The following is a 15085-nucleotide window of genomic DNA, read 5'->3' as shown; positions in this document are numbered from 1 at the left end:
CTATGAGTACTCTCAGCTACGACGCCACCGGCGCTGCCCGGCAGGCTCTTGAACAGCACCTCCCCTCCCTGGTGGCGGACCGCATCGCCACCAGGATCTTCGCCAAGGACCACACCCTTTGGGGTCCCGACGCCGAAGCCGAGTCGGCCGTCAGGCTCGGCTGGGTGGAAGCCGCCACTGTCTCGCAGGCCCTGGTGCCGGCCATCCTGGAACTCCGGGACGCCCTGCGCGCCGAAGGCGTGACCCGCATCGTGCTTTGCGGCATGGGCGGCTCCTCGCTGGCGCCCGAGGTCATTGCCGGCACCGCCGGCGTCGAGCTGACAGTGCTTGACAGCACCGACCCTGACCAGGTCCGCGCCGCACTGGCCGACCGCCTTGCCCACACCGCCATTGTGGTTTCCTCCAAGTCCGGGTCGACGCTGGAAACCGACTCCCAGCGCCGCATCTTCGAGCACGCCTTCACCGAGGCGGGCCTGGACGCCAAGAGCCGGATCATCATTGTCACCGACCCCGGCTCCCCGCTGGACAAGTCCTCCCGCGAAGCCGGCTACCGTGCCGTCTTCAACGCGGACCCCAACGTGGGCGGCCGCTACTCGGCGCTGACGGCTTTCGGTCTGGTCCCCTCCGGCCTGGCCGGTGTGGACATCCAGAAGTTCCTGGACGAAGCCGAGGAAGCCGCAGAAATCCTCAACGATGACGCGGCTGGGAACATTGGACTCGCGTTGGGCGCTGCCCTCGGCGGCACCAGTCCGCTGCGCAACAAGATCGTCATCGCGGAGGACGGCTCCGGCATTGTGGGCTTCGCTGACTGGGCCGAACAGCTCATCGCCGAATCCACCGGCAAGCTGGGCACCGGCGTGCTTCCGGTAGTGGCCGGACCCGCATCCCCCGAGGCCGGCTCCGGCGCCCCCGACGTCCTGGTGGTGCGCCTGGTGGCTGCTGATGCCGACGTCGAACCCGGCGCCAACGAGGTGGCCATCGCCGGCGGCCTGGCCAGCCAGATGATGGTCTGGGAATTCGCCACGGCCGTGGCCGGCCGCCTGCTGGGCATCAACCCCTTCGACCAGCCGGACGTTGAGGCCGCCAAGGTGGCAGCCCGCGGCCTCCTGGACGCGCAGCCCGAACCCACGCCGGCGGCCTTCGTGGACGGGTCCATTGAGGTCCGGGGCGGTGACTGGCTCGGCGACGCAACTACTGCGGAGGCAGCCGTCACGGCACTGCTCGGCACGTTGGATGACGACAGCTACCTCAGTGTCCAGGCCTACTTCGACCGGCTTGCCTTTGCGCAGCTCGAAGGCGTGCGGGACGAGCTGGCAGCCGTCAGCGGCCGGCCGGTCACGTTCGGCTGGGGACCGCGGTTCCTGCACTCCACCGGCCAGTTCCACAAGGGCGGACCCGCGATCGGCGTGTTCCTCCAGGTCACTGCCGCCGAAGCGGAGGACCTGGCCATTCCGGACCGTCCGTTCACGTTCGGGGAACTGATCTCCGCGCAGGCCGCAGGCGACGCCCAGGTCCTCGCGGAGCACGGCCGGCCCGTGCTCCGCCTGCACCTGACAAACCGTGCCGCCGGTGTGGCGCAGCTGCAGGACATCGTCGCTGCACTGTCCGCCCGGGCATCCGCTACCGAAAGCTAAGGCGCAAAAGCAACCATGCCAGAAACTGAATTCGGCCGGAAAACCGCGGGCCGGGGGCGTAATCCGCTCCGGGACCCGCGGGACCGGCGTTTGAACCGGATTGCCGGGCCGTCCTCCCTGGTGCTCTTCGGAGTCACCGGCGACCTTGCCCGTAAAAAGCTCATGCCGGCTGTGTATGACCTTGCCAACCGGGGGCTGTTGCCGCCCAGCTTCGCGCTGGTGGGCTTCGCCCGGCGCGAGTGGGACAAGGAGGACTTCGCCGCGGAGGTGAAGGCCTCCGTGCAGGCGTACGCCCGTACGCCGTTTGACGAGGCAGTATGGAACCAGCTGTCCGAGGGCATCCGGTTTGTGCAGGGCGAGTTCGACGACGACGACGCTTTCGAGCGCCTGGGTGAAACCATCGACGAACTCGATGAGCAGCGCGGAACACGCGGCAACCACGCCTTTTACCTGTCCATCCCGCCCAAGGCCTTCGAACAGGTCTGCCGGCAGCTGTCCAAGCACGGGCTGGCGCAGGCAGACGGCGACAAGTGGCGCCGCGTGGTCATCGAGAAGCCGTTCGGCCACGACCTGGAATCGGCCCGCCAGCTGAACGACATCGTCGAGTCCGTCTTCCCGGCGGACGCTGTTTTCCGGATCGACCACTACCTGGGCAAGGAAACCGTCCAGAACATCCTGGCGCTGCGGTTCGCGAACCAGCTCTTCGAACCACTGTGGAACTCCAACCACGTGGACCACGTCCAGATCACCATGGCCGAGGACATCGGCACGGGCGGCCGGGCAGGGTATTACGACGGCGTGGGCGCGGCCCGCGACGTGATCCAGAACCACCTGCTGCAGCTGCTGGCCCTGACCGCGATGGAGGAGCCCATCTCCTTCAACGCCGATGACCTGCGCGCCGAGAAGGAAAAGGTCCTGGCCGCGGTCAAGCTGCCTGCCGACCTGTCGCAGCACTCAGCCCGCGGCCAGTTCGCCGGCGGCTGGCAGGGTGGTGAGCAGGTCCAGGGGTACCTGGAGGAGGAGGGCATTCCCGCCGATTCCACCACGGAAACCTTCGCGGCGATCCGGGTGGACATCCACACCCGCCGCTGGGCAGGTGTGCCGTTCTACCTGCGTGCAGGCAAACGCCTGGGCCGCCGCGTGACGGAAATCGCAGTGGTCTTCAAACGCGCGCCCAACCTGCTGTTCCGCGACCATGGCGAGGACGACTTCGGCCAGAACGCTGTCGTCATCCGGGTCCAGCCCGACGAGGGCGTCACCATCCGCTTCGGCTCGAAGGTCCCGGGCACGCAGACGGAAGTCCGCGACGTCACCATGGACTTCGGCTACGGACACTCGTTCACCGAATCCAGCCCGGAAGCGTACGAGCGGTTGATCCTGGACGTGCTCCTGGGTGAACCGCCGCTGTTCCCGCGGCATCAGGAAGTGGAACTGTCCTGGAAGATCCTTGACCCGTTCGAGGAATACTGGGCGGAACTGAACGAACAGCCCGAGCCGTACGCTCCCGGCAGCTGGGGCCCTGCCTCCGCCGACGAGCTGCTGGCCCGTGACGGACGAACCTGGAGAAGGCCATGATTGTAGACCTGCCGGACACCACCACCTCAAAGGTCTCCAAGAAGATCATGTCCCTGCGCGAGCAGGGCGGCGTGATTGCGCTGGGCCGGGTGCTCACCCTGGTGGTGGTCACCAAGTCCGGGCTGGAGGAGGAAGCCATCGAGGCGGCCAACGAGGCCAGCCGCGAACACCCGTGCCGCATCATTGTGCTTGCCGACGCCGGGTCGGACGCCAAGGACAGGCTCGACGCGCAGATCCGCGTGGGCGGCGACGCCGGAGCCTCGGAAGTAATTGTGCTCCGCGGCTACGGCGAACTGTCGCACGAAAGCGAATCCCTGGTCGCAGCACTGCTGCTCCCGGACGCGCCGATTGTGGCCTGGTGGCCGCACGGCGCCCCGGAAAACGCGTGCGAGACCTCCATCGGGAAAATCGCGCACCGCCGGATCACGGACTCTGCCAACGAACCGGACCCGCAGGCCGCCCTGGAGATTATCCGGGCCACCTATAAGGCCGGCGACACGGACCTGGCCTGGACCCGGCTCACCAACTGGCGCATCCAGCTCGCGGCAGTCCTGGACCAGGTGGATTCCTCGCCGGTTACGGCTGTTGCCGTCGAAGGAGCCTCCGACTCCCCCAGCACCCTCCTGCTGGCAGCCTGGCTCACGTTGACCCTGGACGCTCCGGTCACCATTGTGGCCGACCCCGCCGGCACCGGCATCCGCAGGGTCCGGCTCAGCCGGCAGAGCGGCGACGTGCAGCTCTTCCGTCCCGGCCTGTCCGTGGCGGAACTGACCCAGCCGGGCCAGCCGGCCCAACGGATCTCCCTCCCCCGCCGCAGCCTCCGCGACTGCCTGGCAGAGGAGCTTCGCCGGCTCGACCCCGACGAAGTGTTCGGCGAAGTGATTACTATTGGACTGCCACGTACCAATCTAAGGAGCGTCCGACCCAGTGAGCGTTGATCCACGAGTAAGCATTCATCCTGATTCGTCCGTCCTGATGGCAGCCATCGCCGCGCGTCTTATCACCAAGCTTGTTGACGTCCAGGACAAATACGGTGAAGCCACCGTGGTCCTGACCGGGGGCACTGTGGGCATCGGTACGCTGAAGGCTGTTGCTGACTCGCCGGCGGCCCCGGCCGTCGACTGGTCCAGGGTCAACTTCTGGTGGGGCGATGAGCGTTTTGTCGCCTCCGGTGATCCGGAGCGGAACGCCCAGCAGGCCTTCGACGCGCTGTTGTCCCACATCCCGGTGGACCCGGCCCGGGTCCACGCTCCGGGTTCCTCAGACGACTTCGGCAGCGTCGAGGAGGCCGCAGCGGACTACGCCCGCCAGCTGGCTGAAGCGGCGGCAGCCGAGCACGCTGCAGATATGTCCGATGACCGGCCGGAGCATCCTTCGGTGCTGCCGCGCCTGGACGTGGTCCTGCTGGGTGTTGGCCCCGACGCACACGTTGCCTCCCTGTTCCCTGAGCAGGGCGGCATCCGCGAGAAGGTCGGCACCGTTATTGCCGTACACAACTCACCGAAGCCGCCGCCGTTGCGGGTTTCCCTGATCCTGCCGGCCATCAACACCGCATCCGAGGTGTGGATGGTGGTGGCCGGCGAGGACAAGGCAGGCGCCGTGGGCCTGGCCCTTGCGGGTGCCAATCCCATCCAGGTTCCGGCTGCAGGGCCGCGGGGCACCTCGCGGACCCTGTGGCTCATCGATGAGAATGCGGCCTCACGGGTCCCGCAGCAGCTCGTCCGGAAGGACGCCGCGGGCGCGTAGCTTTTCCAACGCTCCGGCCAGGACGTCTTCGGCGTCCTGGCCGGAGCGTCGCTCTTTAACGTATTCGAGGTGGGTTTTGTAGCCGTCGTCGGCCGCGTCGGCCATGGCTGCCGCCTGGCCGTCCCTTGACGCCGTGGCCCCGCATCTGCGGCAATCCCAGACGGCAGGGATCTGGTCCTCCGGCAGGCGCAGGAAAACCGGCTGGGTTTCGTGGCCTGAGACGCACCAATACGATACCCGCATGCGGGGCAAGGGGCTGCCCGGCGAGTCCCCGGACTGGAGGCTGGAGCCGCTGCCTGCCGTGACACCGGCGCGGGTGCCCCGAAATCCTGAGCCTGGATGGACCATGGGAACTCCTGACTGGCAACGGGTGCCGGTAGGCAGGCAGGGCTGCTTAACCAAAAAAACTGTGGCCGTCGGTAACCGACAGCCACAGTTTAGTTTGGATGGACCCGCGGCGGGAGTGCCGCCGCGTAATCCTTGCCTGAAGCTTTGCTCAGGAGTCGCCGGCTCCGCTGAACCGCATGATCAGGCCAAGGCCGATGATCACCACGCCCCAGGTCACGCCGAGGACCACGGTAAACCTGTTGAGGTTCCGTTCCGCTACGCCCGAGGAGCTCAGCCCTGAGCTCATGCCGCCGCCGAACATATCCGACATACCGCCACCGCGTCCCTTGTGAAGGAGGATGAGCAGTGTCAGCAGGAGGCTGGTGATGCCCAGGAGGATCTGCAGAATGACATGAAGAACGTCCACGACGGCCTTTCAGGAAGTTGGGATTGCGGGAGCGGGGGTGCTGACGGACTAGTCCGTCACCAGGTGACTCTCGAACCTGACAATATTAGCAAACTCGGCGGGGTCAAGGCTGGCGCCACCCACGAGCAGGCCGTCCACATCCGTTTCCTGCAGGATGGCTGCCGCGTTGTTGGCCTTTACGGAGCCGCCGTACAGCAGGCGGGTCTTGGCTGCCACGTCGGCGCCGAAGAGCTTTTCCAGTTCGGTCCGGATGGCAGCACAGAGTTCCTGTGCGTCGCCGGGGCCGGCGACCTCGCCGGTGCCAATGGCCCAAACGGGTTCGTAGGCGATGACGAGTTCGGCGGCCTGCTCGTTGGTGAGCCCGGCAACACCGGCGCGTACCTGGTCAAGCGTGTGTTCCACGTGGGTGCCGGCCTGGCGGATTTCCAGGCCCTCACCGGCGCACAGCACGGGGGTCACGCCGTGCTTGAACGCGGCCTTGACCTTGGCGTTGAGGACTTCGTCCGTTTCGTTGTGGATGGTGCGGCGTTCGCTGTGGCCCACCAGGACATAAGAGCAGCCCAGCTTGGCAAGGAACGCGCCGGAGATGTCTCCGGTGTAGGCGCCGGAATCGAACTGGGACAGGTCCTGGCCGCCGTAGGCAACGTCGAGGTCGTCGCCCTGCACCAGGGTCTGGACGCCGCGGAGGTCGGTGAACGGCGGGAAGACGGCAACCTCGACGCGGTTGTAGTCGTGCTTGGCGTCGGAGAGGGTCCAGGCGAGTTTCTGCAGGAGCGTGATGCCCTGGACGTGGTCCATGTTCATTTTCCAGTTGCCCGCAATGAAGGGCTTACGGTCAAAGGCGCCGTTTGTTGACGTAGTCACGTGTTCTCCAAAAGTCGTTAATAAGTGTTTGGCCGGCAGGCTGCGGGAGCAGCCTGCCGGCCGGCGGACTGTGCAGTCCGGTACTGCTAGCGGTCCAGGACGCTCAGTCCCGGCAGGTCCTTGCCCTCAAGGTATTCCAGGCTGGCGCCGCCACCGGTGGAGATGTGGCCAAACTGGTCGTCAGCGAATCCCAGCGTACGGACGGCCGCGGCGGAATCGCCGCCGCCAACCACGGTGAACGCTTCGGTCTCGGTCAGGGCCTTGGCCACGGCACGGGTGCCGGCGGCGAAGGCGTCGAACTCAAAGACGCCCATGGGCCCGTTCCAGAAGACCGTTTTGGCCCCGGCAATGCGGGCAGCAAAAGCGGCGGCGGAATCGGGTCCGATGTCCAGGCCGATGCCTTGGCTGCCGAAGCTGCTGGCCTCAATGGCGTCTGCTGCCACGGTTTCGTGTGCCGCATCGGCGGCGAACTTCTCCGCCACCACAACGTCTGTGGGCACCACGAACTCGGTGCCGGCGTCGGCTGCGCGCTTGAGGTAGTCCTGGACCACGGGGATCTGGTCCTTCTCGAGCAGGCTGCCGGCCACCTTATGCCCGGCTGCTGCCAGGAACGTGAACAGCATGCCGCCGCCCACCAGGATGGTGTCAGCCTTGCCCAGCAGGTTTTCGATCACGGCGAGTTTGTCCGAGACCTTCGAGCCGCCAAGAACCACCACGTAGGGGCGCTGGGTGTCGGCCGTCAGTTTGCGCAGCACCTCGACCTCGGTGTGGACCAGGTCGCCGAGGTACGACGGCAGCCGGGTGGCGACGTCGTACACGCTGGCGTGCCTGCGGTGCACAGCCCCGAAGGCGTCATCGACATACGCGCCGTTGCTGCCGGTCAGCGCGACAAGCTCATCAGCGAAGGCTCCGCGTTCGGCGTCGTCCTTGCTGGTTTCGCGGGCGTCGAACCGGACGTTCTCCAAAACCAGCGCTTCGCCGTCCTGCAGCGCCGCAGCTCCTTCCCGTGCGGAGTTGCCCACGGTGTCCGCGGCCAGCGTCACCGGGAAGTCCGCAAGTTCCGCCAGGCGGTCCACTGCGGGCTTGAGGGAGTACTTGTCCTCGGGTGCGCCTTTGGGGCGGCCAAGGTGGGCTGTAACCAGCACGCGGGCACCGGCGTCCGTGAGCTTTGCCAGCACCGGGAGGGACGCCTTGATGCGTCCGTCGTCAGTCACGGCAGAGCCGTCGAGCGGCACATTCATGTCACTTCGAACCAGAATGTACCGCCCGCGGACACCTTCAGCGATGAGGTCGTTGAGGGTGTTTGATGTCATGTGTCTAACCCTAGCCCAGCTTGGATGCGACGAGCTCCGTGAGGTCAACGAGGCGGTTTGAGTAGCCCCATTCGTTGTCGTACCAGGAAACAACCTTGACCTGGTTGCCGATCACCTTGGTCAGGCCGGAGTCGAAGATGGACGACGCCGGGTCCCCCACGATGTCCGAGGACACGATGGGCTCGTCGGTGTAGGTCAGGAAACCCTGGAGTTCCTCGGACTCGGAAGCGCGCTTGAGGGCGGCGTTGACTTCCTCGACGGTGGTTTCGCGGCCGACGGTGACGGTGAGGTCAGTGGCGGAACCGGTGGGTACGGGAACGCGGATGGCGTAGCCGTCCAACTTGCCCTTGAGCTCCGGCAGGACCAGGCCGATGGCCTTGGCTGCACCGGTGGAGGTGGGGACCATGTTGATGGCGGCGGCGCGGGCGCGGCGCAGGTCGCTGTGGGGTCCGTCCTGCAGGTTCTGGTCCGCGGTGTAGGCGTGCACGGTGGTCATCAGGCCGCGTTCGATGCCGAACTCGTCGTTGATGACCTTGGCCAGCGGGCCGAGGCAGTTCGTGGTGCAGGAAGCGTTCGAGATGATGTGGTGCGTGGCGTTGTCGTACAGGCCGTGGTTCACACCCATCACAATGGTGATGTCTTCATCGGACGCCGGGGCGGAAATGAGGACCTTCTTGGCGCCGGCATCGATGTGCTTCTGCGCGGCCGCGGCCTTGGTGAAGAAGCCGGTGGACTCGATGACGATGTCCACGCCCAGCTCGCCCCAGGGCAGGTTGGCGGGATCGCGCTCAGCCAGGACCTTGATGACGTTGCCGTTGACGACGATGTTGCCGTCCTTGACTTCGATGGTTTCCTTCAGCCGGCCGCCGACGGAATCGTACTTGAGCAGGTGGGCCAGCGCTTCGGGGCTGGTGAGGTCGTTGACTGCAACGATCTCAAGGTCCGCGCCCTGGGCCAGTGCTGCGCGGAAGTAGTTGCGGCCAATACGGCCGAAGCCGTTGATACCAATACGGGTCGTCACGTTGTTTCAGTCTCCTTGGTGCTTTGTGAAGCACTACTAGTTGAGCGGGCGTTCAAGCCAACTAACAGATCCCGCACGCCATTGGGCAGAGATGATTTACAGATCGGAGGGCGACCAGCCTCATTGCTGAAGGCTAACCGCCTTCCGTGACCTATCTTACGTTTAATTGGGTCCGCCCCCGCAAGTGCAGGGGCGGACCGTCCACATCCCGGCCTTAAAGCACCGGATTGTGAGGTTTGTTACACGAATGTGTAGCAGGGATCACTACGGGAGGGTGATCAGGCCCGTTGCATTCGTGCGTGCTGCTTCGAAGCGCTTGGCGACGTCGGCCCAGTTCACGATGTTCCAGAAGGCCTTCACGTAGTCGGCTTTGACGTTGACGTAGTCCAGGTAGAAGGCGTGCTCCCACATGTCCAGCATCAGCAGCGGGGTGGTGCCGAGCGCCACGTTGCCCTGCTGGTCGTAAAGCTGCTCGATGACCAGGTTGCCGCCGATGGGCTCGTAGGCCAGGAAGCCCCAGCCGGATCCCTGCAGGCCAAGGGCTGCTGCGGAGAACTGGGCGCGGAAGGCGTCGAAGGAGCCGAAGGCGTCGTCGATGGCTGCTGCCAGCTCACCTTCGGGCTTGTCGCCGCCGTCCGGGGACAGGTTGTTCCAGAAGACGGAGTGGTTGACGTGGCCGCCGGTGTGGAAGGCCAGGTCCTTGGAGAGCCGGTTGATGTTGGCGAAGTCGCCCTTTTCGCGGGCTTCTGCCAGCTGCTTCAGGGCGTTGTTGGCGCCGGCCACGTAGGCAGCGTGGTGCTTGCTGTGGTGCAGCTCCATGATCCGCGCGGAAATGTGCGGTTCCAGTGCTGCGTAGTCGTAGCTGAGTTCCGGCAATACGTACTCGGTCACAAAATCCTCCAATATCGTGGACTCTCGGTCCGGTTTCTACTTCTTGGATTGTGCATCCGGGCGTCAGGCGCCCGGAAACTTGCGGCGGTGGCGTTCCAGTGACGAAAGCCGCTCCCCTTGGCCTAACCTGCAGCCGGGGCCGGATATTTCCGTCACGCCATTTCCGATTCTAGGGGGCGCTCACTCGTCCAGCATTTCGGGCGTCACATTGGCGTCCGTACCGGGAATGCCCAGGTCCTGGGCGCGTTTGTCCGCCATGGCCAGCAGGCGCCTGATCCGGCCCGCGATGGCGTCCTTGGTCATTGCCGGGTCAGCCAGTCGTCCCAGTTCGTCAAGGCTTGCCTGCTTGTGGGCCACCCTGAGTTCGCCGGCGTATTTGAGGTGGTCCGGGACATCGTCACCAAGGATTTCCAGGGCCCGGTCCACGCGGGCGCCGGCGGCCACGGCGGCCTGGGCGGAGCGGCGGAGGTTGGCGTCGTCAAAGTTGGCCAGCCGGTTGGCGGTGGCGCGGACTTCCTTGCGCATCCTGCGTTCTTCCCAGACCATCAGGGCGTCGTGGGCGCCCATCCGGGTCAGCAGCGCGGCGATAGTGTCGCCGTCACGGATCACCACCCGGTCAACGCCCCGCACTTCGCGGGCTTTGGCCTGGATGTCCAGCCGCCGTGCGGCGCCAACAAGGGCCAGCGCGGACTCGGGACCGGGGCAGGTGACTTCCAGTGAGGAGGACCGGCCGGGTTCGGTGAGGGAGCCGTGGGCCAGGAACGCGCCCCGCCACACAGCTTCCGCGTCGGCCGCGGAGCCGTTGACGACGGCGGACGGCAGCCCGCGCACGGGGCGGCCACGCCCATCGAGGAGCCCGGTCTGGCGGGCCAGCGCCTCGCCGTCGCGCACTACACGCACCACGTACCGGCTGGCACGGCGAAGGCCGCCTGCTGAAACAACGATGATTTCGCTTTGGTGGCCGTACACCTCAGCGATGGCGGCCCGGAGGCGTCGGGCGGTGGACGCCAGGTCCACTTCCGCTTCGATCACGATCCGGCCGGAAATGATGTGCAGGCCGCCGGCGAAGCGGAGCATCGCCGAGACCTCAGCCTTGCGGACTGATGACTTTTTGATGTCCAGACGGGACAGTTCTTCCTTGACTGATGCTGTCAGTGCCATGGCACCTTCCTAACTGTTCCCGAAAATGTCCTGGTACGCCGTCGCCAGACGCAGCGGATCATGGACGGGCCGGCGTCCCGACGCCCCTACTTTACCCAAGACCACCTCGGCACCGATCATGCCGGCTGCTTTCTCGAACTCCTTCCGGTCCGGGACGGACGCCGGATCGGCCAGGACAACGTCCACGCTGAAGTCCGGGGCGTAACGCCGCAGCACGTGCAGGTGGTCCGCCGCACTCATGCCGGAGGTCTCCTTGGTGTCTGTGGCGAGGTTCATGGTGAGGCAGCGTTTTGCCGGCGTGTCGCAGAGGGCCTGCCGCATTTCGGGGAGCAGCAGGTGCGGCAGCACGGACGTGTACCAGGACCCCGGGCCCAGGATGACCCAGTCCGCCAGCTCAATGGCCGTAAGGGCCTCCACGCAGGCCGGTGCGTCCACGGGCAGCAGCCGGACCTGTTCCAGGGAACCTGCCACGGCGCAGCGGGCCTGGCCGCGGACGGTGTTGAGGGCCGTCTCGCCGTTCGGCGCGGTCACCCGGACATCACCTTCTATGGTGAGCGGAACGGTGGACATGGGCAGCACCTGGCCGCGGGCGCCCAGCAGGGCGCCTGCCCAGGTGAGTCCGGCCACGGCATCGCCCAGCAGTTCCCAAAGAGTCACAATCAGCAGGTTGCCCATGGCGTGCTCGTCCAGGGAGCCGCCGGTGCCTTTGCCGGGCTGGAACCGGTGCTGCATCACGTCCCGCCAGGTCCGGCCCCAGTCGGTGTCGTCGCACAGCGCGGACAGGGCCATCCGCAGGTCTCCCGGCGGGAGGACACCGTACTCTTCACGCAGGCGCCCGGAAGACCCGCCGTCGTCCGCCACCGTGACGATCGCCGTCAGTTCCGAGGTGAGCAGGCGTAAGGCGGACAGGGAGGCTGACAGCCCGTGCCCACCCCCCAGCGCCACCACGTTGGGCCCCTTGTCCTGCTGGGCTGCGGCCGAGCCGGCAGGGACGGGGACAAGCGGCAGTGCGCCCGTGAACAGTGCCATTACTCGCGGCCCAGGTCCCGGTGGGTGGTGGTCACCGTGACCCTGGGGTATTGCGCAAGTTTTTTGGAAAGCTCCACGGCGACAGCGACGGAGCGGTGCTTGCCGCCCGTGCAGCCCACGGCGATGGTGGCGTAGTGCTTGTTTTCGCGGCGGTAACCGTCCAGGACAGGCTCGAGGGCCATCACGTAGCGGTCCACGAAGTTCTTGACGCCTTCCGCTTCGAGGACGTAATCGCTGACGCCCTGGTCCAGGCCGGTCAGCGGACGCAGCTGCGGGACCCAGTGCGGGTTGGGGATGAACCGGACGTCGGCCACGTAGTTGGAGTCCACCGGCAGGCCGTACTTGAAGCCGAAACTCATCACATTCAGGCGCAGCGCCACCGGACCGGTCTCGCTGAAGAGTTCAGTGATGGCCGTGGCCAGGCCGTGCACGTTGTAACCGCTGGTATCCAGTACGACGTCGGAGCTGTCGCGCAGTTCCTGCAGCAGCTCCCGTTCGGCGGCAATACCATCAAGGATCCGGCCGCCGCCCTGCAACGGATGCGGCCGGCGGCCCTGTTCAAACCTGCGGACCAGGACGTTGTCGCTGGCATCAAGGAACAGGACGCGGAAGGCCACCCCGCTGGCGGCCAGTGCCCCCAGCGCGGCCCGGATATCCGCAAACAGGCCCTTGCTGCGGACATCGATCACCACGGCCAGCCGCGGGATGGACTGCGGGGCGTGCGAGACCAGTTCGGCCAGGGTTCCAAGCATCTGCGGCGGAAGGTTTTCCACCACGTACCAGCCGTGGTCCTCAAGTGCGTCAGCTGCGGTGCTCCGGCCCGCGCCGGACATCCCCGTGACCACCAGCAGCTCCGCTTCAAGCGGCTTGACGGGCTGCAGCCCCTCGTCCCCCGCTCCGGATTCCGCTGTTGTGTCTGCCATGAGGTCCGCCCCGTTCCTGTAGTTATCACGTGGGGCGGCCGCCGCGGCGGAAACCCCCGGACTTTACCCTAGCTAAGTTTCGAGGATTTCGCCGGTGGTCATGTTGATGGCGGGCAGGTCCGGAGCCTCAGTGCCGCCGGCCGCAAAGTGGGCCATGATGGCACCGGCCAGGGCCGGGCCAACCCCGTTCGCTCCGGTCAGTTCAGCGGCCGTCGCGGCCTTGATGGCCTTGACGGACCCGAAGTGGGCCAGCAGGGCCTTGCGTTTGGCGGCACCAAGGCCCGGAACGGCGTCCAGGGCGGACACCGTCATCGCCTTTCCCCGCTTTTGCCGGTGGAAGGTGATGGCGAACCGGTGCGCCTCGTCGCGGATCCGCTGCAGGAGGTACAGGCCCTGCGAGGTCCGGGGCAGGATCACCGGGAAGTCACTGTCCGGCAGCCACACCTCTTCAAGCCGCTTGGCCAGGCCCACCACGTACACGTCGTCGACGCCGAGGTCAGCGAGGGCGCGCGCGGCGGCGTTGACCTGGGGCTTGCCACCATCCACCACCACCAGGTTGGGCGGGTAGGCGAATTTGCTCCGCGGGGCGGGGGTGGTGGAGTCGTCCACTGTGGTGGTGGTTTCCGGGGCGTGTTCCGTGCCGGCCGCTTCCGTGCCGGCCGCTTCCTCGCCGGCAGCCGGTGCCGGGACGGCCGCCGCGGCCAGGGCCGCCTCGGTGACCTGGGCTGTTTTGTCCTGGAGGTAGTAGCGGAAGCGGCGCGTCAGGACGTCGTGCATGGCGGCCGTATCGTCGGAGGCCGCGGGGCCGGTGATGGCGAACTTGCGGTAGTCCGACTTTTTGGGCAGGCCGTCCTCCACCACCACCATGGAGGCCACCACGTTGGTGCCCTGGACGTGCGAGACGTCGTAGCATTCGATCCGCAGCAGGGCCACGGGCAGGTCCAGGGCTTCCTGGAGTTCCTGCAGGGCCTGCGACCGGACGGTGAGGTCACCGGCCCGGCGGGTTTTGTGCAGCCGCAGGGCATGTTCGGCGTTTTCCCGCACGGTGGACATCAGGGCTGCCTTGTCCCCGCGCTGCGGCACCCGGATGTCCACCTTGGCGCCGCGGATCCCGGCCAGCCATTCAGTCAGGTCACCGGCATTGCTGGGTTCCACGGGGACCAGGACTTCGCGGGGCAGCCGGCCATGGGTGTCGCCTTCCTCGCCGTAGACCTGCTGCAGCAGGTGCTCCACGAGGTCGGGGGTGCTGAAATCCTCCACCTTTTCCACCACCCAGCCGCGCTGGCCGCGGATGCGTCCGCCGCGGACGTGGAAGACCTGCACGGCGGCTTCCAGTTCGTCCTCGTGCAGGGCGAAGATATCGGCGTCCGTCTCCTCCGCCAGTACCACGGCGTTGCGCTCAAAGACCTTCCGGAGGGCGGTGATGTCGTCGCGGAGCCGTGCTGCGTGTTCGTAGTCCAGCTCCGCCACTGCGGCCTGCATCTGCTTTTCCAGCTTGGCCGTGAACCGTTTCGCTTCGCCGCCCATAAACGCGCAGAAGTCCTCGGCCAGCGCGCGGTGGTCTTGCGGTGAAATCCTGCCCACGCACGGCGCCGAGCACTTGTCGATGTAGCCCAGCAGGCAGGGCCGGCCACTGGCTTCGGCGCGCTTGAAGACGCCTGCGCTGCAGCTCCTGACGGGGAAGACCCGCAGCAAAGTGTCCATGGTTTCCCGGATGGCACCGGCGGTGTAGGGACCGAAATACCGGGTCCCTTTGCGTTTGTCGCCGCGCAGCACCTGGACGCGGGGATACTTCTCGCTGAGGGTGACAGCCAGGTACGGGTAGGTTTTGTCGTCCCGGAACACCACGTTGAAGCGGGGCTTGAATTCCTTGATCCAGGTGAACTCGAGCTGCAGCGATTCGAGCTCGCTGCCCACCACCGTCCATTCGACGCTGCTGGCGGCATGGACCATGGCGTAGGTCTTGGCCGGCAGGCCCGCCGGGTTGGCAAAGTACGAGTTCAAGCGTGAGCGGAGGTTCTTGGCTTTGCCAACGTAGATGACCCTGCCGTGCGGATCGCGGAACCGGTAGACACCGGGGTTTATGGGGATTTCTCCCGTCCGGGGCCTGTAACTTGCTGGATTTGCCACCTGTCCAGTCTACTGAGGCCCGGCGGGTGCCGGGGACACCGCCG

At 66.4% G+C, this 15085-nt stretch carries 14 protein-coding genes; 4 read left to right on the top strand and 10 right to left on the bottom strand.

All coding sequences use genetic code 11. The features are described 5' to 3' along the window. The first annotated feature begins 2 nt into the window (after positions 1-2). The 4 genes from QRN07_RS02650 to pgl are packed head-to-tail and all read left to right on the top strand — an operon-like array spanning position 3 to position 4955. Positions 3-1634 (top strand): glucose-6-phosphate isomerase, encoded by a 1632-nt coding sequence (locus QRN07_RS02650; protein ID WP_056600414.1) that lies wholly within the window; start codon positions 3-5, stop codon positions 1632-1634. Between the two features lie 15 nt (positions 1635-1649). Continuing rightward, a complete protein-coding gene (gene zwf, locus QRN07_RS02645; RefSeq protein WP_056600416.1) occupies positions 1650-3209 on the top strand; it encodes a glucose-6-phosphate dehydrogenase in 1560 nt (519 codons plus the stop codon). Next, positions 3206-4147, top strand: coding sequence for a glucose-6-phosphate dehydrogenase assembly protein OpcA (locus QRN07_RS02640; RefSeq protein WP_050684814.1), 942 nt, complete (start codon positions 3206-3208; stop codon positions 4145-4147). Before zwf ends, QRN07_RS02640 begins: the two co-directional genes overlap by 4 nt. Further along, on the top strand, positions 4137-4955 hold the full coding sequence (gene pgl / locus QRN07_RS02635; protein WP_285240283.1) for a 6-phosphogluconolactonase: 819 nt from the start codon (positions 4137-4139) through the stop codon (positions 4953-4955). The genes QRN07_RS02640 and pgl overlap by 11 nt, the downstream gene beginning before the upstream one ends. Here the strand turns inward: pgl and QRN07_RS02630 are convergent. From QRN07_RS02630 to uvrC, 10 genes are all read right to left on the bottom strand, one after another. After that, the gene (locus QRN07_RS02630; RefSeq protein WP_050684812.1) at positions 4908-5303 is read right to left on the bottom strand and encodes an RNA polymerase-binding protein RbpA; all 396 of its coding nucleotides are present in this window, start codon (positions 5301-5303) and stop codon (positions 4908-4910) included. The two genes, pgl and QRN07_RS02630, sit on opposite strands and share 48 nt — an antisense overlap. Positions 5304-5451: 148 nt before the next feature. Next, positions 5452-5709, bottom strand: coding sequence for a preprotein translocase subunit SecG (gene secG, locus QRN07_RS02625; RefSeq protein WP_050684811.1), 258 nt, complete (start codon positions 5707-5709; stop codon positions 5452-5454). 48 nt (positions 5710-5757) lie between these two features. Continuing rightward, the gene (gene tpiA, locus QRN07_RS02620; protein WP_285240282.1) at positions 5758-6573 is read right to left on the bottom strand and encodes a triose-phosphate isomerase; all 816 of its coding nucleotides are present in this window, start codon (positions 6571-6573) and stop codon (positions 5758-5760) included. A gap of 86 nt (positions 6574-6659) precedes the next feature. After that, positions 6660-7886 carry a phosphoglycerate kinase gene (locus QRN07_RS02615; RefSeq protein ID WP_285240281.1) on the bottom strand — a complete coding sequence of 409 codons (1227 nt, stop codon included), beginning with the start codon at positions 7884-7886 and terminating at the stop codon, positions 6660-6662. A 10-nt stretch (positions 7887-7896) separates the two neighbouring features. Continuing rightward, a complete protein-coding gene (gap, locus tag QRN07_RS02610) occupies positions 7897-8907 on the bottom strand; it encodes a type I glyceraldehyde-3-phosphate dehydrogenase (RefSeq protein WP_050684808.1) in 1011 nt (336 codons plus the stop codon). A 264-nt stretch (positions 8908-9171) separates the two neighbouring features. Then, a complete protein-coding gene (locus QRN07_RS02605; RefSeq protein WP_050684831.1) occupies positions 9172-9798 on the bottom strand; it encodes a superoxide dismutase in 627 nt (208 codons plus the stop codon). 180 nt (positions 9799-9978) lie between these two features. Further along, positions 9979-10959, bottom strand: coding sequence for a DNA-binding protein WhiA (whiA, locus tag QRN07_RS02600; protein ID WP_050684807.1), 981 nt, complete (start codon positions 10957-10959; stop codon positions 9979-9981). 9 nt (positions 10960-10968) lie between these two features. Further along, a complete protein-coding gene (locus tag QRN07_RS02595) occupies positions 10969-11988 on the bottom strand; it encodes a gluconeogenesis factor YvcK family protein (RefSeq protein WP_050684806.1) in 1020 nt (339 codons plus the stop codon). Then, the gene (gene rapZ, locus QRN07_RS02590) at positions 11988-12911 is read right to left on the bottom strand and encodes an RNase adapter RapZ (RefSeq protein WP_050684805.1); all 924 of its coding nucleotides are present in this window, start codon (positions 12909-12911) and stop codon (positions 11988-11990) included. Before rapZ ends, QRN07_RS02595 begins: the two co-directional genes overlap by 1 nt. Before the next feature lie 72 nt (positions 12912-12983). Then, entirely contained in the window at positions 12984-15041 is a 2058-nt protein-coding gene (gene uvrC / locus QRN07_RS02585) for an excinuclease ABC subunit UvrC (protein WP_056600419.1), read from the bottom strand. Positions 15042-15085 lie beyond the last annotated feature (44 nt).

Source organism: Pseudarthrobacter sp. MEB009 (genome assembly GCF_030208875.1).
Lineage (GTDB): Bacteria > Actinomycetota > Actinomycetes > Actinomycetales > Micrococcaceae > Arthrobacter.
The sequence above is the reverse complement of the archived record's forward strand: the minus strand, read 5'-3'. Positions and strand labels throughout refer to the sequence as shown.

Coding starts and splice junctions, on each gene's coding strand:
- QRN07_RS02650 (WP_056600414.1), top strand. CDS start 3: ATGAGTACTCTCAGCTACGACGCCACCGGCGCTGCCCGGCAGGCTCTT.
- zwf (WP_056600416.1), top strand. CDS start 1,650: ATGCCAGAAACTGAATTCGGCCGGAAAACCGCGGGCCGGGGGCGTAAT.
- QRN07_RS02640 (WP_050684814.1), top strand. CDS start 3,206: ATGATTGTAGACCTGCCGGACACCACCACCTCAAAGGTCTCCAAGAAG.
- QRN07_RS02630 (WP_050684812.1), bottom strand. CDS start 5,303: ATGGTCCATCCAGGCTCAGGATTTCGGGGCACCCGCGCCGGTGTCACG.
- QRN07_RS02615 (WP_285240281.1), bottom strand. CDS start 7,886: ATGACATCAAACACCCTCAACGACCTCATCGCTGAAGGTGTCCGCGGG.
- whiA (WP_050684807.1), bottom strand. CDS start 10,959: ATGGCACTGACAGCATCAGTCAAGGAAGAACTGTCCCGTCTGGACATC.
- QRN07_RS02595 (WP_050684806.1), bottom strand. CDS start 11,988: ATGGCACTGTTCACGGGCGCACTGCCGCTTGTCCCCGTCCCTGCCGGC.
- rapZ (WP_050684805.1), bottom strand. CDS start 12,911: ATGGCAGACACAACAGCGGAATCCGGAGCGGGGGACGAGGGGCTGCAG.